The 18,015-nt window shown below is 35.3% G+C and carries 17 protein-coding genes; 16 read left to right on the top strand and 1 reads right to left on the bottom strand.

What is annotated here, in order from left to right; all coding sequences use genetic code 11:
• Positions 1 to 55 precede the first annotated feature (55 nt).
• The 8 genes from THENA_RS08255 (at position 56) to THENA_RS08220 (ending at position 6,114) form a co-directional block, all read left to right on the top strand.
• Entirely contained in the window at positions 56 to 436 is a 381-nt protein-coding gene (locus THENA_RS08255; RefSeq protein ID WP_013756942.1) for a HEPN domain-containing protein, read from the top strand.
• An 11-nt stretch (positions 437 to 447) separates the two neighbouring features.
• Positions 448 to 1,638: a chromate efflux transporter gene (gene chrA, locus THENA_RS08250; protein WP_013756941.1), complete on the top strand. Its 1,191-nt coding sequence runs from the start codon at positions 448 to 450 to the stop codon at positions 1,636 to 1,638.
• Between the two features lie 116 nt (positions 1,639 to 1,754).
• Positions 1,755 to 2,978, top strand: coding sequence for an EAL and HDOD domain-containing protein (locus THENA_RS08245; protein WP_013756940.1), 1,224 nt, complete (start codon positions 1,755 to 1,757; stop codon positions 2,976 to 2,978).
• A gap of 85 nt (positions 2,979 to 3,063) precedes the next feature.
• Entirely contained in the window at positions 3,064 to 3,459 is a 396-nt protein-coding gene (locus THENA_RS08240; RefSeq protein ID WP_083816183.1) for a DUF134 domain-containing protein, read from the top strand.
• 3 nt (positions 3,460 to 3,462) lie between these two features.
• Entirely contained in the window at positions 3,463 to 4,656 is a 1,194-nt protein-coding gene (locus THENA_RS08235; protein WP_013756938.1) for an iron-sulfur cluster carrier protein MrpORP, read from the top strand.
• Positions 4,657 to 4,663: 7 nt separating this feature from the next.
• Positions 4,664 to 5,020 carry a NifB/NifX family molybdenum-iron cluster-binding protein gene (locus tag THENA_RS08230; protein WP_013756937.1) on the top strand — a complete coding sequence of 119 codons (357 nt, stop codon included), beginning with the start codon at positions 4,664 to 4,666 and terminating at the stop codon, positions 5,018 to 5,020.
• A 130-nt stretch (positions 5,021 to 5,150) separates the two neighbouring features.
• Entirely contained in the window at positions 5,151 to 5,561 is a 411-nt protein-coding gene (locus THENA_RS08225) for a bacteriohemerythrin (protein WP_013756936.1), read from the top strand.
• Between the two features lies 1 nt (position 5,562).
• Positions 5,563 to 6,114, top strand: coding sequence for a Fe-S-containing hydro-lyase (locus THENA_RS08220; RefSeq protein ID WP_013756935.1), 552 nt, complete (start codon positions 5,563 to 5,565; stop codon positions 6,112 to 6,114).
• Between the two features lie 71 nt (positions 6,115 to 6,185).
• Here the strand turns inward: THENA_RS08220 and pepF are convergent, their stop codons facing one another.
• Positions 6,186 to 7,967, bottom strand: coding sequence for an oligoendopeptidase F (gene pepF, locus THENA_RS08215; protein WP_013756934.1), 1,782 nt, complete (start codon positions 7,965 to 7,967; stop codon positions 6,186 to 6,188).
• Between the two features lie 96 nt (positions 7,968 to 8,063).
• On the opposite strand from pepF, the gene THENA_RS08210 reads away from it, so the two are divergent.
• The 8 genes from THENA_RS08210 (at position 8,064) to THENA_RS08175 (ending at position 18,003) form a co-directional block, all read left to right on the top strand.
• The gene (locus tag THENA_RS08210) at positions 8,064 to 9,326 is read left to right on the top strand and encodes a phenylacetate--CoA ligase family protein (RefSeq protein WP_013756933.1); all 1,263 of its coding nucleotides are present in this window, start codon (positions 8,064 to 8,066) and stop codon (positions 9,324 to 9,326) included.
• Positions 9,327 to 9,699: 373 nt separating this feature from the next.
• Positions 9,700 to 10,350, top strand: coding sequence for an adenylate kinase (locus THENA_RS08205; protein WP_013756932.1), 651 nt, complete (start codon positions 9,700 to 9,702; stop codon positions 10,348 to 10,350).
• Between the two features lie 39 nt (positions 10,351 to 10,389).
• Positions 10,390 to 11,649 (top strand): sulfate adenylyltransferase, encoded by a 1,260-nt coding sequence (sat, locus tag THENA_RS08200; protein WP_013756931.1) that lies wholly within the window; start codon positions 10,390 to 10,392, stop codon positions 11,647 to 11,649.
• A gap of 5 nt (positions 11,650 to 11,654) precedes the next feature.
• Entirely contained in the window at positions 11,655 to 11,972 is a 318-nt protein-coding gene (locus THENA_RS08195; protein WP_013756930.1) for a DUF6955 family protein, read from the top strand.
• Between the two features lie 104 nt (positions 11,973 to 12,076).
• Positions 12,077 to 12,514, top strand: a complete 438-nt coding sequence (gene aprB / locus THENA_RS08190; RefSeq protein WP_013756929.1) for an adenylyl-sulfate reductase subunit beta — start codon at positions 12,077 to 12,079, stop codon at positions 12,512 to 12,514.
• Between the two features lie 30 nt (positions 12,515 to 12,544).
• Positions 12,545 to 14,500, top strand: a complete 1,956-nt coding sequence (aprA, locus tag THENA_RS08185) for an adenylyl-sulfate reductase subunit alpha (protein ID WP_013756928.1) — start codon at positions 12,545 to 12,547, stop codon at positions 14,498 to 14,500.
• Positions 14,501 to 14,589: 89 nt separating this feature from the next.
• On the top strand, positions 14,590 to 15,852 hold the full coding sequence (locus tag THENA_RS08180; protein WP_013756927.1) for a CoB--CoM heterodisulfide reductase iron-sulfur subunit A family protein: 1,263 nt from the start codon (positions 14,590 to 14,592) through the stop codon (positions 15,850 to 15,852).
• A gap of 3 nt (positions 15,853 to 15,855) precedes the next feature.
• Positions 15,856 to 18,003, top strand: coding sequence for an FAD-dependent oxidoreductase (locus tag THENA_RS08175; RefSeq protein ID WP_013756926.1), 2,148 nt, complete (start codon positions 15,856 to 15,858; stop codon positions 18,001 to 18,003).
• Positions 18,004 to 18,015: the final 12 nt, after the last annotated feature.

Genomic DNA, 18,015 nt, shown 5'->3' with positions numbered 1-18,015 from the left:
TTCTTTTTTTAGCTTATTATATCAAAACTTTAGAATCATGCTAAAATAATTAATTATGAATAAATACGAGAGGCTTAAAATTGCACAGGATTATTTAGATGAGGCAAGGGATCTACTTTCTTTTGAAGCAGATAACCACTATATAATGAACGCTCTTTATTATGCTATGTTTAATTCTATATTGGCTATATTAGATATTGATGATTTTTCTGGTTACAGTCATGATTTGATTTTTGAACTATTTGATAAAAAGGTCGTAAAAGAAAACAAGTTTCCTGAAGAGCTTTTTGATGCTCTAAAATTCGCTAAAACTTTTAGACACAAATGTGACAACGATTCGATTTGTAATTTGAGATCGAATCCAACATTAGAAGAGGTTAAATCTCTTTATCCAAAAGCTGTAGAGTTTCTGAACACATCTAAACAATTAGTTTAGTTAGAACAAAGATGCAAAATTTATCTAAAAATCTTTCACTAAATTTCAAATTTATTATTCGTTGTTTGACAATAGGTTCGACTGTGTTTGGTGGGCTTGCTATGATTTCTTATCTAAAAGAGGAATTTGTGTCAAGAAAAAGATATGTTGCAGAAGAGGACTTCCTTAAAGGCATTGCTCTGACACAACTTTTGCCTGGTCCTATTATGATAAATTTAGTCGGATATGTAGGTTACAGGAGATTTGGTTTTTTAAGCGGGTTAATTGGAGCTCTTGCTCTTGTTTTTCCATCTGTAATTCTAATTTCTATTCTTGCATATTTTTATAAATCTATTAATATAGCTACTATTGACGTTTTATTCCACGGTCTAAAGCCATTTGTAGTAGCGTTTTTTGTTTGGGCATTTTTAAATTTTTATAGAAGATATGTAGATATAAATTTTGGAAGAATATTGCTGTTACTGTGCTTTGTATTTTATATGATAGGCATAAATATTTTTTTAGTTTTTTTGCTTTCTTTTTTTATTTCTATATTTTTCAGAGATTTTCTCCCAAAAGGAAGCGTTTTTAGCAATGTTGTTTCTGAACAAAAATTATATATTCCAAAAATTGAACTTATTATAGGCATTACTGCTATCTCTTTACTCATAATTTCAGCTTACATTATAACTCCTAATCTTATTCCTTTTTATTTTAAAATTACCCAGATAAGCTTTTTGGCATTTGGTGGGGCTCAAGTTGCTCTGCCTTTATATCAAAAAACCTTTGTAGATTCTATGAAGTTAATAAGTCAGGAAAACTTTCTTGATGCGATAGTCCTTAGTCAAGTAACTCCTGGGCCAATACTGTGCATTACATCATTTATTGGATTTTTTATTGGATCGTTTTCTGCAGCAATATTTTCTTTTTTGTTTACCTTTGTGCCTTCAATTGTGTTCACAATAATAGTTTCACCATTTTATGAAAGAATATCACATCTTTCCTGGATTAGGGGAGGAATTTTTGGGCTTTTAGTAGCATTAACTGGACTTTTGGCTTCTATGTCTGTTAACTACTTTCCAATGGCTGTAAAGGATCCTCTTTCCTTTTTTTTCTTACTAATTTTTCTTGTAGGGTTATATAGAAAAGTAAATATAGTGTTGCTTATTTCAGTTGCAATTTTGGGCTCCTTTATTTTGTTTGGGGTTTTTCATTTATATTAAGCATTTTCTTAAATTTATTTCTTGATTTTTTTCTACTATTATTTATACTTTGTAAGTAGTTAATTCAATTTAAAATGTTTTAATTATAAAATGCTATTTATTTGGAGAGGAGAAAAATGGATGTCGTTGTAGCAAGACAGCCAATTTTCAACAAGGTTGTAAAAGTTAAGGCATATGAACTTCTTTTTAGAAAAAGTATAGATTCAATCTCATACGATGCATTTGATGGTGAGAGCTCTACTATTGAACTTCTAAAATCTAGTCTTTCTGTTATTGGTCTTGACGTTTTGACAAATGGTTTGCCTGCCTTTATAAATTTTACTGGAAAGCTCTTGAGAGATGATGTCCCAAGTCTTTTGCCTCCAAATAAAGTAGTAATAGAGGTACTTGAAACCTCTTACTATGACCTGGGCATATCTGATACAGTTAAAGCCATTAAGAAAAAGGGTTATAAAATTGCCCTTGATGATTTTTTTTTCAAAAATGAGTTCAAAGATTTAATTATGAGTGCAGATTATATAAAGGTGGATTTTCTTCAGGTTACTGACGAGGAAAAGAGAGAATATCCAAAAAAAATTAGTTCTATAAAAGATAGTATCACTTTCTTGGCAGAGAAGATAGAAACATATGATGACTTTTTATTAGCTAAGGAAAGTGGGTATTCACTTTTTCAGGGATATTTTTTTAGTAAACCCTCATATGTGTCAAGAAAGAGTGTTCCTTTAAGAAAGCAGTTTATTCTTAACCTGTTAGACGAAGCATATAAAGAGAATTGGAGGCCGGCAGTCTTAGAAGATTTGATAAAAAGAGACCTATCTTTATCATTTAGACTGTTAAAATTTATGAACAGCATATACTTTGGGTTTAGAAATAGAATAAATTCTATTAAACAAGCCATAGTCTTGCTTGGAAAGAACGAATTTCTAAAATGGTTGAGCTTAATAGCTTTGGGAGAACTTGCTGACGATAAGCCAGAAGAGTTAGTTACTTTATCTATTTTTAGAGCGAAGATGTGCGAAAATATCGGACAATTTTTAAGCAAGAAAAATGACGATTTGTCCAATTTTTTTATGACAGGGCTATTTTCTTCTATTGATGCGCTTCTAGATAGGCCAAGATCTGAATTGATTAATGAACTTCCTATAAACGCTCTTGTAAAGGCTGCTCTGATGGGAGAAAAGAATATATATTTTCAAGCTTTAGAGCTTGTTATTTCTTATGAAAAAACAGAAGTAGATAAATTTTATAAATTGTTGGAAAAATTGAAGTTAAATTTTGATGATGTGATGAAGGCATATTTGGAAGCTATTAGATGGTCATCCCAGCTTATAACGTTTTGAAAAATCTAAAATATTGGTTTAATTAATACTTGACATAATTTTTTTTTGTATTATTATGAAATATATTTCATAATAATTAGGAGAAATAAAAATAGCAAGGCCACCGAAAGAAAGAAGATTATTTTGCATACCAAATATAAAGTGTTTTAAACCTGTAGATTGTGAGCCTTCTTGTATGAGCGGCACAAACGTTTTAACTTATGAGGAAGTAGAGGCTTTAAGGCTGGTAGATCTGGAAAACTATGATTTCCAGGAAGCAGCTGACAGCATGCAGGTATCAGCGCCAACTTTTTGTAGAATTTTAAAGTCGGCGAGGTTTAAGGTTTCTCAATCTATATGGTTTGGAAGACCCTTTGTAATATCTGGTGGCAATTATACAATTCTTGATCCAGGCAAGACTTGTGGAAAAAGGTGCAAAATGTGTTGGAAAAAAGAAATTAAAGAATGTATTAAATTTAAAAACAATGAAATGGAGGATTAGGTTTTGGCAGATAAGGATAAAAATAAAGAGAAGCTTGAAAGGTTGGAAAACTTTTTAAAAAAGGTCTCTAATAAAATTATGGTAATGAGCGGTAAAGGAGGAGTAGGAAAGAGCACGGTTGCTGCCAATTTGGCAGTTTTTCTTTCTAATAGAGGTTATAAGGTTGGTCTTCTAGATGTAGACGTACACGGGCCAAGCATAGGTACAATAATGGGTATAGTTTGGCAAAGGATTTATCCTTCTGGAGAAATGTTAAAACCAGTCCTTTGGAGCAAAAATCTTAAAGTAGTTTCTGTACAGTTTTTACTTGAGAATCCAGATGATGCAATAATATGGAGAGGGCCTATAAAAATTGGTATTATAAACCAGTTCTTGTCTGATGTAGATTGGGGAGAGTTAGATTATCTTATAATCGATAGTCCTCCGGGAACTGGCGACGAGCCTTTAACTATTGCTCAAACAATTCCTGATTGCAAAGCATTAATTGTGACCACGCCACAAAAGCTTTCTCTTGCAGACGTGAGAAAGTCTTTGACTTTTTGTAAGCAGGTAAACATTGATGTTCTTGGAGTTATTGAAAATATGAGTGGTTTTGTATGCCCAAATTGTGGGACTGTTCATAACATATTTAAATCAGGTGGCGGCGACGAGCTTTCTAAACAATATAAAATAGATTTTTTGGGCAAAATTCCTATAGACCCAAAGATTGTTGAGGAAAGTGATGAAGGAAATCTTTTGGACAAATATAATGGAAAAGTAAAAGAAATCATGAATGAAATTGTTGACAAAATTATTAATAAATTATCTAAAAATAATAAAGGAGGAGAAAGTTTTATGAGAATTGCCATACCTATGGCACAAGGAGAATTATGTGCTCATTTTGGTCATTGTGAAGTTTTTGGAATAGCTGATGTGGAGGATGGTAAGATTGTAAAGGAAGAATATCTCACACCACCACCACATGCTCCAGGTGTGATACCCAACTGGCTTGCCAAGCAAAAAGTTAACGTAGTTTTAACAGGTGGAATGGGTCCTATGGCTAAAAATTTAATGAGACAAAACGGTATTGAGGTAATTACTGGTGTATCAGGTGGAACCTTAAGAGATGTAGTAGAAGCTTATTTGAACAATAAACTGGTTATAGGTGAAAACTCTTGTGATCATGAGCATGGCAAAGGTCATGCACACAAGCACTAGTTGAGAAATGAGAATAGCATTTACAGTTTTTGATAAGGATAAGATGATCATAGACGAAAGCTTTGGAAGAGCTAAACTTTTTCTTGTTTATGATAGTGGAGAAAAGAAATGGGAAGAATTCGAAAACGTTCAAAATTTCAAAGCTCCTCAGGGTGCAGGTCTGCAGGCTGCTCAAACGATTATAAATGCCAATGTAGATGTCGTGATTTCAAAGAATATAGGGCCTAAGGCATTTAATCTTTTAAGATCACAAAATATAAAAATTTATACTACTGATGAAAAGGACATTAAAATAGTTCTAAAATTGTTTTTAGAAGGTAAGTTAGAAGAGCTAAAAGATCCAAATCAATTCGGGATGGGCTAGATAAGTAAAAAAATAATATTTATTTTAGGACCTATGATTTAAAACAATCATAGGTCCATTTGTTTATTTGATTTTTTTTTAAAAGAAATTTAAAATATAGTATTGATTATTAATATTAAGGGGTGATATTATGCCAGCAGTTCAGTGGAGCGATGACTTAAGTTCTGGGTTTAAAGAGATTGACGATCAGCACAAAGAACTTATAAACAGAGTAAATAAGCTTTTAGATGCTTGTAATTCTGGTAAGGGGAGACAGGAAATAGGTGAGACACTAAATTTTTTATCAGATTACGTTGTTGAACACTTTAATTCTGAAGAAAAATATATGAAACAATACAATTATCCTGGTTTAAATGAACAAATCGAGCAACATAAATATTTTGTTAACTATGTAGGAGATTTAAAGAAAGATTTTGAACAAAATGGACCTTCAATTTCTCTTACAATGAAATTAAGCAAAAACCTAGTAGATTGGCTGGTCAATCACATAATGAAAGTTGACAAAAAAGCTGGAGCTTTTTTGAAAGAGAAGGCGCGTTAATATGGAATTCAATTTAACTGTTCCAGTAAAGGATAATATTTTAGAAAGCTTAAATATTGGTGATAGAGTATTTTTGAACGGTATTATATATACAGCAAGGGATTCAGCACACAAGAGAATTATAGAAGCACTTGATGGTGGAAAAGATTTGCCCTTTGAAATTAATGGTAGTTTTATATATTATGTTGGACCTACTCCGGCAAGGCCAGGTTACGTGATAGGGTCTGCAGGTCCTACAACAAGTTATAGGATGGACAAGTATACTCCTCGTTTACTTGATTTAGGTTTAAAAGGGATGATAGGCAAGGGAAATAGATCTGATGAAGTTATACAGTCCATTATAAAAAATAAAGCGGTATACTTTGCTGCAACTGGTGGTGTCGGTGCCCTCCTCTCTAAATGTATTGTAAAATCTGAAATCATTGCTTTTGAGGATCTTGGTCCTGAAGCTATAAGAAGACTTGAAGTGAAAAATTTTCCGGTAGTTGTTGTAATAGATACAAAGGGGAATAACCTCTATGAAGAGGGGATAAAAAAGTATAGAATTGCGTAACAAACGTATTTAGTTTAATTTTAAAAACAAATAGCACCTTTTGGTGCTATTTGTTTTTAAAAAGAATAAAATTAAACAGAAACTTCTCTAAGTTTTTCTATAAATTTTTTTATTGTAAACTTTACTGGTTCAAGACTTTCAAGATCTAGTCCTGCAGATTTTAATAGTTCTAAGGGGAAATTTGATCCTCCAGATTTTAAGAACTTTATATAACTTGCTGTATCTTCATTTAAAATTCTTTGCGCAAAATAGTTTGCACAAGAAAAGCCTGTTGCATATTTATATACGTAAAAGGGACTATAAAAATGAGGTATTCTTGACCATTCAACTCCTGAGTATTCATCAGTCTCAAACAAATCGCCATAATATTCTTTATTTAAGTTATCATAAATATTATTAAGATTTTGTGCTGTTAAGGGTTGAGAATTATCTATTAAGTCAGATATTTTCATTTCAAACTCTGCAAATTGTATTTGCCTATACAAGGTGGTTCTGGTATTCTCTAAAAATTTATTTAAAAAGAATTTTTTCTCATTTTTATCTGAAGTATTTTCTATTAGATATTCTAGAAGCAACATCTCATTCGTAATAGACGCAATTTCTGCAGAAATAATGCTATAGGAAGATTTTGGATAGGGTTGGTTTTTATTTGTCAAGGCACTGTGAATAGCGTGACCCAATTCGTGTGCGAGAGTAAAAACGTCTTCTAAATTTCCATGATAGTTGAGGAGTATATATGGATGCACATCATAACATGAAGTGGAATATGCGCCAGAGGCTTTATTTTTGTTTTCATAAACGTCTATCCATCTTTCACTGAAAGCTTTCTGGGCTAGATCGATATACTCTTTGCCAAGAGGCACGAGAGAATTTATGATGATCTCTATTGAATCTTGATAGCTAATATCTTTTTCGAAATCAAACAATGAAACGTTAAGGTCAAAAAGCCTGACTTTTTTCAAACCTAAAACTTTTGATTTTAATTTTATATATGAATGAAGAGGCTGTAGGTTTGATTTTACAATGTCTATTAGATTTTTGTAAAAATTTTTGCTTACGTTATCTGAAAATAGAGAATAATCTATTGAAGATTCATACTTTCTTGCTGATGAATAGAAATTTAAGAATTTAAATGACATATCTAAATTGGAAGCAAGCATATTTTGATGGTGTTTATAAGTTCCAAAGAGTGATTTGTATGCGCTTTCTCTTAAAGTTCTATCCTTATTATGTACGTATAAAGAATATGTTCCCTGTGTTACGGGATATGGTTTGTTGTTTGAATCAAATGCGTCGGGAAACTCAAAATCGCTAATAGTCAAGTGGTGATAAATATTGGAAGGGGAAAATGCAAGAAGAGAGGTTTTTGCTAATAGTTTTTCCTCGTTTTGGCTTAAAGTGTGTGGGATTTGTCTGATTAGATTAATTATTTCAAAATTATAATCTTCAAAATCAGGGTCTAAAGAAATTTCATTTAAAAACTTTTCACCTAAGGATATTAATTCGGGTTCGATAAAGGCGATCGATTCCTCAAAGCTTTGAAAAAGCCATTGTACATTGGAAAGTATTATTTGAGATTCTTCTATTGATGAATCCTCATCGAATTTCATGTGTGAATAAGTATATAGTTTATCTAAAATTTTTGAAATTTCATCTCTGAATTTTAAGCATTCTAAAATTTTCTCTTTACTATTTAGAGTATTTTGATAATTTTTAATGTCTTGAATAAATTCTTTTGCCTTTTTGAAATCAGACTCAAAAGCTTCTTTTGATATATATAGATCTTCTATCGACCACTTATAAGTACTGTCAATTTTATTTCTTTCAAGAATTTCAGTTTTGTTATCTTTCAAGTTTATTCCTCCTTAAAAATTTTTTATCTATTGACATATCTGGTTAAATATCCTTAAATTCTATCATTAACCTTGAGATAAGAAAGAGGAGGAAATATGAGAGTAGAAGAAAAAGAAAAGAGCGTTGAGAGTCTAGAGTTTGAAAATATTAAAAGTTTTTTAAAAAATATTGCTGAAAATAGCCCTTTTTACAGGAAAAAATTTAGAGAAATAGGATTTGAAGTGAATGATTTTAAGTCGATGGATGATTTTTCTAAGCTTCCATTTACAACAAAAGAGGATTTAAGAGATGCATATCCTTTGGGAATGCTTGCCTGTCCTGAAGAGAAGATAGTTAGGATACATTCTTCATCTGGAACTACTGGCAAGCCAGTCATAATACCATATACGCAGAAAGATATTGACGATTGGAAAATTATGATGAAGAGGTGTTACGAGATAGCCGGAGTAAAGCCAACTGATAGGGTTCAGATTACACCAGGTTATGGTTTATGGACTGCTGGTATAGGATTCCAACTTGGAGCTGAATTATTAGGTGCTATGACAATTCCGACTGGTCCAGGCAATACTGATAGACAAATAGAAATGATGCTAAATTTAAAATCTACTGTTCTTACTTCAACCTCTTCTTATGCTCTTCTATTGGGGGAAGAAATAGAAAGAAGAGGTTTAAGAGAAGATATATCTTTAAGAATTGGGATAATAGGTTCAGAAAGATGGGGGGATCGTATGAGAAAAAGAATTGAGGAACTTTTGAATATTGAGTCATTTGACATATATGGCCTTACTGAAATTTATGGTCCTGGCATTGGCCTTGATTGCAAATATCATAATGGAATTCACGTCTTCGACGATTTTATGTATTTTGAAGTAATAGATCCTGACACTTTAGAAGTGTTGCCTGATGGAGCAAGAGGTGAGCTGGTAATCACTACTTTCAAAAAAGAGGGCGCTCCACTTCTTAGATTTAGAACTAGAGATATTACTTCAATAAATCATGAATTGTGTGAATGCGGCTTGAAATATCCAAGAATAGAAAGGTTAACTGGAAGATCTGACGATATGTTTAAGATAAAGGGGGTAAATTGCTTTCCTGCACAAATAGAAATAGTTTTAAGAGAATTTGATGAATTGTTTTCTGAATATCAGATAATTTTGGATAGATTTGAAGGTAAAGATAGAGCTATTTTAAAGGTTGAGTGTAGTGAGCCAGACAACACAAATTTATCAAAAAAGATATCCAGAAGAATAAAGGATAGAGTAGGAGCAACTTTTGACGTTGAACTATTGACATTTGGGGCTTTACCAAGAAGTGAGAAAAAAACTAAAAGAGTTTTTGACTTAAGAGATGAGGTTTAGTCAAGTTATAAGGAAACTCAAATACAATTTATAAATTTTTCATATGCTTTTAAAATTTATTTAAATAAATAAATCAAACTGATTTTATATTTTTAAAGTGTTATCTGACAATTTTGAACTTTTTCATTATTTTGAATATATAATTTATTTGTGTAAGGGCAAGGGCGGTTGAAAAAAAGAATAAAATAAATATCTTTTATATTCATATAAGTAAAACTTATATAAAAAAATTATTAATGCTATTGTAAAAAATAGTTTTATAAAGTAAGATATAAATGATGTGTATGAATCTATTAGAGAAATCTATAGATAAAAGAATAGGGCTTAATAAAAATTTAGGGATAAGAGTATGCGAAAGGAGTGGGGCAATTTAATGAGACTAGTATTTTTAGGTGCACCAGGGGCTGGCAAAGGAACACAGGCGAAGATGTTAGTAGAGCAACTTAAGATACCTCAGATTTCAACAGGGGATATGTTAAGGAAGGCGGTAGCAGATGGTACTCCTCTGGGGAAGGAAGCTAAGAGTTATATGGATAAAGGCGAACTTGTTCCGGATAGCGTAGTAATAGGCCTTATAAAGGAAAGGCTTCAAGAGCCCGATACAGAAAATGGCTTTATTTTGGACGGTTTTCCAAGAAATGTTTCTCAGGCAAAAGAATTAGACTCTCTTCTTGGTGATTTGGGCAAGCCACTAGATGTGGCACTAGTATTGGATGTTCCATTTGAAGATCTTATGAAGCGCTTAACAGGAAGAAGAACGTGTAAATCCTGCGGTCAAATGTACAACATTTATTTTTCTCCACCAAAGGTTGAGGGAAAATGTGATGTTTGTGGTGGAGAGCTATACCAACGTGCAGATGATAACGAAGAAACAATTAAGAAAAGACTTGAGGTATATCAGAGTTCTACAGAACCTCTAATAGAATACTATAGAAATAAAGGTATATTAAAAGTAGTTGAGGGTACGGGCGATATTAATGCGATATATAGAAAAATTCTTGTTCAGCTTAACCCAGTCGTTTAAAAAATACTATATAAATTACTCTAAAGGGGGTAAAAGGCATTGAGTCAACATGTGGCAGTAGACAACACGCTTTCTCCTCATGGCGGCAAACTTGTTTACAGGGTTGTCGAAGATAAGGAAAAGGCGAAAGAGCTTGCGAAAAAGGCAAAGGCACGAGTTCCAGTGAGAGGACAAATTGCTAGAGAGTGCATAAGCATAGCTTATGGATTTTTCTCTCCACTGGAAGGATTTATGGGTGCAAAGGATGTAGACAGCGTAGTTCATAACATGACTTTGGCAAATGGATACGTTTGGTCTATACCAATCGTATTTGACATGTCAGAAGAAGAGATCGAAAAGTATGGAATTGCCAAGGGAGATAGTGTGCTTTTCACTTACAAAGATCAGCCCTTAGCGATTTTTGATGTTGAAGAGATGTTTGTTTATGACAAGATTGCAATGGCTAAGCACGTTTATGGCACTGATGATGAAAAGCATCCTGGAGTAAAGAGAACTTACGATTACAAGGCCAAATTTTTAGGCGGCAAAATTACTCTTATCAACCCTCCAGTTTTTAATCCACCCTTTGATCGTTTCTGGTTTCCACCGGCCGAATCAAGAATGCAATTTATGAAAAATGGTTGGACAAAAGTAGTTGCTCATCAAACCAGAAACGTGCCTCACACAGGTCATGAATGGCTTATGAAGGGTGCATGGTTTGCTGCTAATGCAGATGCTGTATTAGTTTCTTGCGTTGTTGGAGAGAAGAGAAAGGGCGATTATATAGATGAGTGTATAGTTCTAGGACAAGCTGCACTAAGAGAATACGGTTATTTCAGAGAAGATGTTCATATGACTTCGATGATTCTCTGGGATATGAGGTATGCAGGACCTAGAGAAGCAGTATTTCATGCAATTGTTCGTAAAAACCTTGGATGTACTCACCATATGTTTGGACGTGACCACGCTGGCGTTGGTGACTATTATCCAACCTACGGTGCTCACGAGATCTTCAATGGCCTACCAGATCTAGGCATTAAGTCTGTCTTAACTAAAGAATGGTACTATTGTCCGGTTTGTGCCGGGATCGTTTATGAAGGATTTGATGGACACAAAAAGCAAAAGCAAAAGTTTTCTGGCACAGTAATTCGTTCTATCATTCAACAAGGCGTTAAACCAACAAGACTCATATTCAGGCCTGAGGTATTTGATACTGTTATGATGTGTGCAGAGAAATATGGCTTTGGTTCACCTTTCGTAAATGACAACTATCTTGAGAATCGTAATCCAGTCTTTACGATTCCTCCAATGGAGGTGTAATCGCAATGAGTAACGGTGATTTGAAACTTACAATATCACTTTGGGTTGGACCTGAAAGAGAAGAAGCTTTAAAAAAGGCAAATATGCTTGAAATTCCTGAACTTCAGGAGGCTTTTGCAGGATTAAAGAGGTTAAGTGTTCCTATTACCTACGATCAGGCTCAGAAGCTTAAAGAAGTTTATCCTTCAGCAAAGATAGACACTTCTTCTACTCAAACGGTAGAGTTGTTACCAAGGGAGTGCCTGGATAAGATATTTGCAATGGTAATTGAAAAAAAGAATGTAAATGTAATACAAGATCTTTTAAAATCTTTAGGGAAGTAAACTAAAAATAATTTTTTAAACTTCTCGAGGAGGTGAGATACCTCAAAAGCTATTTGCAACAAAATTCTCAATAATTTAAGAAATTTAACAAGGAGGAAAAGAGTATGCCAAGTTGGGTAAATCCCGAAAAGTGTGATGGTTGTAAAGCACAGGATAAGACTGCCTGTCAGTATATTTGTCCAAACGATCTTATGACGTTGAACAGAGAAATTATGAAAGCCTATAACCAAGAACCAGAGTATTGTTGGGAGTGCTATAGTTGTGTAAAAATTTGTCCCCAGCAGGCAATTGAGGTAAGAGGATATGCAGACTTTGTACCTCTTGGTGGAAATGCTATACCACTACGCGGATCCGATAATATCATGTGGACCTGTAAGTATCGTAATGGCAAGGTAAAGAGATTCAAATTCCCAATTCGTACTGTTCCAGAAGGTTCAATTAAGCCTTATGAAGGCTTTGAGGCCGATCCAAATATGGCCGATCTCGATAAACCAGGTTTCTTTACGCATAATATGCGTGGGGACACTTTGCCAACAATCTAATACTTAAAAATTTTTTCGGGAGGTTAAGTAATGGAAAGAGAAGCTTGTACATTCTCATATTGTGAGAAACCAGCCATTGTAGAGAAGGAAGTAGACCTTCTAATCATTGGCGGTGGAATGGGCGCATGTGGCGCAGTATATGAAGCCGTTAAGTGGGCAAAGCCACATGGTTTGTCTATACTTTTAGTAGATAAGGCTGCTCTTGAAAGATCAGGTGCTGTAGCACAGGGTCTTTCTGCAATTAACACATATATTGGAAGAGATAACAAACCTGAAGATTATGTAAGAATGGTTCGTACAGACCTTATGGGCATCATCCGTGAGGATTTGGTATTCGATCTTGGCCGTCATGTAGACGATTCAGTGCACCTTTTTGAGAAGTGGGGACTTCCAATATGGAAAGCTATTGGCACTGACAAAAATTTGAAATTAGAAGAGGGCGGCGTGCCTCGTAGAACTGGTCGTTGGCAGGTTGCTATATCTGGTGAATCATATAAGTGTATCGTTGCAGAGGCTGCAAAGTCAGCAATGGCGTCATATGACAAAGCAGAATATCTCGAAAGAGTATTTATTGTTAAACTCCTGTTAGATTCAAAAGAAGAAAATAGAGTTGCAGCTGCAGCAGGATTTAGCGTTCGTGAGAACAAAGTTTATTTCATAAAAGCAAAGGCAATCATCATAGCTTGTGGTGGAGCAGTTCACATATATCGTCCGCGTTCAGTCCTTGAGGGAATGGGTCGTGCATGGTATCCAGTATGGAATGCTGGCTCTACTTATGCTATGCCTTTCCAGGTTGGCGCAGAGGCGACAATGATGGAAAACAGGTTCGTGCCTGCTAGATTTAAAGATGGTTATGGACCTGTCGGTACCTGGTTTTTGCTCTTTAAAGCTACTGCCACAAATGCAAGAGGAGAGGACTACTGCGCGAAGACAGAATATATTGAAAAATATGCTCCATATAATAAGAACCTTGGCACCTGTATCAGAAACCACATGATGATTGAAGATTTCAAGAGAGGTCTTGGCCCTATGTATATGAACACAGACAAAGCTCTTGCTGAACTTGCAAAGACAATTGACGCAAAGCACGCAAAAGAGCTTGAGTCAGAGGCATGGGAAGACTTCCTTGACATGACTGTTGGACAGGTTGGTGTATGGCTTGGAAATAATATAGAACCTGATAAGATGCCTTCAGAGATTATGCCAGCCGAACCATACCTTCTCGGATCACACGCTGGTTGCTGTGGACTCTGGGTTTGTGGTCCAGAAGATCTGCAAAACGATGCAACGAGAAAAGCGGGATATGTCTGGGAATATAAAGGCAAAATTTACAATCGTATGACTACTGTAAATGGATTGTTTACTTGTGGAGATGGAGTTGGAGCTTCTGGACACAAATTCTCTTCTGGTTCACATGCTGAAGGACGTATTGCAGGTAAACAAGCAGTAAGGTTTATCCTCAACAACAGAGATTACACTCCATCAGTTGATAAGACAGCAGATGAATTGGCAGCTGAGATTTATGCTCCTATGGAACTCTTTGAGAAATATAAGACAGTTTCAACTACTCCATATACTGTTAATCCACAATATATTACTCCAAAGCAATTCCTCTTCCGTTTGAACAAGATAATGGATGAGTACGTTGCAGGTACTATAGGGTGGTATTCTACCTCAGAAACACTTCTTACTAAAGCACTTTACTATATGGAATTGCTTGAAGAGGACAGCTATAGGATGGCAGCATGGGATCTACACCAGCTCATGAGAGCATGGGAAAACTATCACAGGTTCTTGACTGCCCGTATGCATCTCAGGCATATATTGTTCCGTCAAGAAACTCGTTATCCTGGATACTACTATCGTGAAGACTTTAACTTCATAGATGATGCTAATTGGAGATGCTTTGTAAACTCTAAGATGGATCCAAAAACTGGAGAGATTAAGGAATTCAAGAGAGAGTACGTTCAGCTTATTCCAGACTAATCGAAATAAGATTTAAGTATCACATATTAAGTGCTGTGGGGGCAAAGCCTCACAGCACTTATTTTTTAAATTATTTGGAGGTAGGGTAGATGATAGAATTTCAAGGAAAGGTACTAGTTATCGGTGGTGGCATTAGTGGTGTTACTGCTGCTATTGAAGCCGCTGAAACGGGTGTAGGGGTTTACCTTGTAGAAAAAAATCCTTATTTGGGCGGTAGAGTAGCCCAATTGACTAAATATTTCCCAAAACTTTGTCCTCCAACATGTGGTCTAGAGCTTAATTTTAGACGTATGAGGGAAAATAAAGGCGTTGAGATTTTGACACAAACAGAAGTCTTAAAAGTTGAAGGTTCAAAAGGCAACTTTAAGGTTACCCTTAAAAAAATGCCTCGTTTTGTAAATGATAACTGTACTCTGTGTGGAGAGTGTTTTAATGTTTGTCCTGTAGAAAGGGAAAATGAATTTAATTTTAATATGAATAAGTCAAAAGCTATATACAGCCCCTTTGAGTTTGCCAATCCTCCATATGCAGTTATCGATCCGAACGTTTGTCTGGGAGAAAAGTGCTCAAAGTGTATTGATGCGTGTAAGTATAATGCGATTGATTTAAAAATGAAAGAGAAAATTATAGATATAACCGTTGACTCGATAATTGTAACTACTGGATGGCAACCTTATGATGCTACAAAAATTGACAATTTGAAATTCGGAGTAGTTCCAAATGTTATTACAAATATGATGATGGAGAGACTCGCATCACCGTCAGGGCCTACAGGCGGAAAGATTTTAAGACCATCAGATGGAAAGCCTGTTAAAAATGTTGCGTTTGTTCAGTGTGCAGGTTCAAGAGATGAAAATCACCTTCCTTATTGCTCATATATATGTTGTATGGCATCTCTTAAACAGTGCACTTACCTGTTAGATCAAGATCCAGAAGTAAAAGCTACAGTTTACTATATTGACATAAGAACTCCCGGCAGATATGAACAATTTTACTGGAGTGTCAAGGAAAATCCAAATATATTCTTTATAAAGGGAAAAGTTGCAAATATTGAAGCAGATCCTTCTGGTGATGTGTGGGTAGAAGCAGAAGACATTTTGGCAGGTTCAAAGAGCAAAGAAAGATTTGATATGGTTGTTTTGGCTACAGGTATGCAACCTACAAGTGTAGACTGGAATTTACCATTTAATGCTAAAAAGACTCCTGAAGGTTTTATAGATCCTGACAGTTTGCCAGATGGCATATATCTTGCCGGTTCTGCTGTTATGCCCTTTGATGTAATACGCTCTTTGCACTCAGCAACAGGCTCAGTGCTTAAAGCCCTTCAAAGCATATCAGGAAGGGGGAATTAATAAATGGATAAGAAAATAGGCGTTTATATTTGTTCTGGATGTGAAATTGGCGATGCAGTTGATATTGAGAAACTGGTAGAAATAGCTAAAGAAAAAGGCGTGTCTTTGGTTAAAACAAACGCTAGCGTTTGCAATCCCGACTTTGTAGAAGAAATAAAGAACGACATTGCTAATGATGGCATAAATACAATAGTTATTGCTGCTTGCAGTCCGAGAGTAAAGACTGATATCTTTAATTTCCCTGGTTGTATTGTTGAACGTGTAAACATTAGAGAATTTGTTGCCTGGGTTATGGAACCAAAAAGTGATGATGCCCAGATGGCAGCACAAGATTATCTTCGTATGGGCATTGTTAAGGCAGAGAAGACTAATTTGCCTGAACCATGGATTGGTGAAGACCTGTCAGAAGAGATCCTGGTTGTGGGTGGAGGTACGTCTGGTCTTTCAGCTGCTATCGAATCCTCAAAAGCTGGTTTTAAAGTTACAGTAATTGAAAAAGAAGACAAACTTGGCGGTTGGGCAGCAAAATGGTACAAGACCACTCCAACAAAGTATCCATTCACTTCGCTGGAAGAGCCTGCTGTTTTTAAGATGATTAAAGAGGTAGAAGCTGATCCTAATATAACTGTTTTACTAAATACAAAGATTGTTAAAACTGAAGGAATGCCTGGACTTTTTGATGTTACATTAAACGTAGCTGGTGAAGAAAAGGTAAAAAGATTTGGTACTATAATAGCCGCAGCTGGCTTCACTCCATATGACGTTTCAAAACTCGATAAGTTAGGTTTTGGTATTTCTCCAGATGTAATCTCAAATGTAGATTTTGAAAGAATGGTAAGGGAAACTGGAAAGATAACGAGGCCATCTGACGGTAAGGTTGCTAAAAGAGTCGCCTTCGTGCTGTGTGCTGGTTCAAGGGACCCAGAGCATCTCCCATATTGTTCTGGATATTGTTGTGCTGCTTCTCTAAAACAAGCAAAATATGTCAGAGATATCAATGATGGAGTAGCTTATGTTCTTTATAAGGATATAAGAACGCCTTCTCAGTTTGAATTGTTTTACAAAGAACTTCAAAACGATCCAGGCATCCTTCTGACAAAATGTGAAATAAAAAGCGTTTCTTTGTCGGAAGATACTTCTTTGAACGTTGATATAACTGATACCCTGCTGGGTGATGAACTCTCTATAGAAGCAGATTTGGTTGTTCTTGTGGTAGGTATGGTTTCTAATGCAAACCAAGAGAAGCCAGATATTTTGAATTTGCAGTACAGACAGGGGCTTGAACTACCTCTACTGGATACTGGCTACTATCCTGACTCTAATTATGTTTGCTTTCCGTATGAGAGTAGGAGAACTGGGATATACCCATGCGGTACGATAAGGGCACCGATGGAAACATATGGATGCATACAGGATTCTGTAGGAGCAGCTCTAAAGGCAGTTCAATGTATGTGGCACTATGAAAGAGGTTTAGCTGTTCATCCAAGAGGATGGGAGAAGTCCTATCCACAGGTATTTATGCAAAGGTGTACTTCCTGCAAGCGTTGTACCGAAGAGTGCCCATTTGGCGCAATAGATGAAGACGAGAAAGGAACCCCATTCTACAAATTTAACCGTTGTAGAAGATGTGGAACCTGTATGGGCGCATGTCCTGAAAGGATCGTTTCTTTCCACGACTTTTCAATTGACATGGTTAACTCAATGATAAAAGAGATTGAAGTTCCAGAAGATGACGAAGAAAAACTTCGCTATCTGGCTTTTGTTTGTGAAAATGATGCCTATCCTGCTCTTGATGCTGCGGCTTTCCTGAGACATAGGTTCCCACCTGGTATTAGGTTTATTCCTCTTAGATGTGCAGGAAATATGAACCTTGTCTGGATTGCTGATGGACTTGGAAATGGTTTGGACGGTGCATTGGTTCTAGGCTGTAAGTTTGGTGAAAATTATCAATGTCACTACATCAAGGGATCAGAACTTTGTAACTATAGATTTGGAAAGGTAGGAGAAACTCTTGATAGACTTGGTCTTGAATCCGAAAGGGTGGAGATGATGCAAGTTCAGATCTCTGATTATGTAAATATAGCGGACATTCTAAAGGGTTATGTTGATAGGGTTAAAGAAATTGGTCCTAACCCATTCAAGGGCTTTTAGGGGAGGATGAAA

Source organism: Thermodesulfobium narugense DSM 14796, from assembly GCF_000212395.1.
Taxonomy (GTDB): Bacteria; Thermodesulfobiota; Thermodesulfobiia; order Thermodesulfobiales; family Thermodesulfobiaceae; genus Thermodesulfobium; species Thermodesulfobium narugense.
Note: the sequence above shows the minus strand (reverse complement) of the source record. Positions and strands in the feature narration are given on the sequence as shown.

Coding starts and splice junctions, on each gene's coding strand:
- THENA_RS08255 (WP_013756942.1), top strand. CDS start 56: ATGAATAAATACGAGAGGCTTAAAATTGCACAGGATTATTTAGATGAG.
- chrA (WP_013756941.1), top strand. CDS start 448: ATGCAAAATTTATCTAAAAATCTTTCACTAAATTTCAAATTTATTATT.
- THENA_RS08245 (WP_013756940.1), top strand. CDS start 1,755: ATGGATGTCGTTGTAGCAAGACAGCCAATTTTCAACAAGGTTGTAAAA.
- THENA_RS08230 (WP_013756937.1), top strand. CDS start 4,664: ATGAGAATAGCATTTACAGTTTTTGATAAGGATAAGATGATCATAGAC.
- THENA_RS08225 (WP_013756936.1), top strand. CDS start 5,151: ATGCCAGCAGTTCAGTGGAGCGATGACTTAAGTTCTGGGTTTAAAGAG.
- THENA_RS08220 (WP_013756935.1), top strand. CDS start 5,563: ATGGAATTCAATTTAACTGTTCCAGTAAAGGATAATATTTTAGAAAGC.
- THENA_RS08210 (WP_013756933.1), top strand. CDS start 8,064: ATGAGAGTAGAAGAAAAAGAAAAGAGCGTTGAGAGTCTAGAGTTTGAA.
- THENA_RS08205 (WP_013756932.1), top strand. CDS start 9,700: ATGAGACTAGTATTTTTAGGTGCACCAGGGGCTGGCAAAGGAACACAG.
- THENA_RS08195 (WP_013756930.1), top strand. CDS start 11,655: ATGAGTAACGGTGATTTGAAACTTACAATATCACTTTGGGTTGGACCT.
- aprB (WP_013756929.1), top strand. CDS start 12,077: ATGCCAAGTTGGGTAAATCCCGAAAAGTGTGATGGTTGTAAAGCACAG.
- aprA (WP_013756928.1), top strand. CDS start 12,545: ATGGAAAGAGAAGCTTGTACATTCTCATATTGTGAGAAACCAGCCATT.
- THENA_RS08180 (WP_013756927.1), top strand. CDS start 14,590: ATGATAGAATTTCAAGGAAAGGTACTAGTTATCGGTGGTGGCATTAGT.
- THENA_RS08175 (WP_013756926.1), top strand. CDS start 15,856: ATGGATAAGAAAATAGGCGTTTATATTTGTTCTGGATGTGAAATTGGC.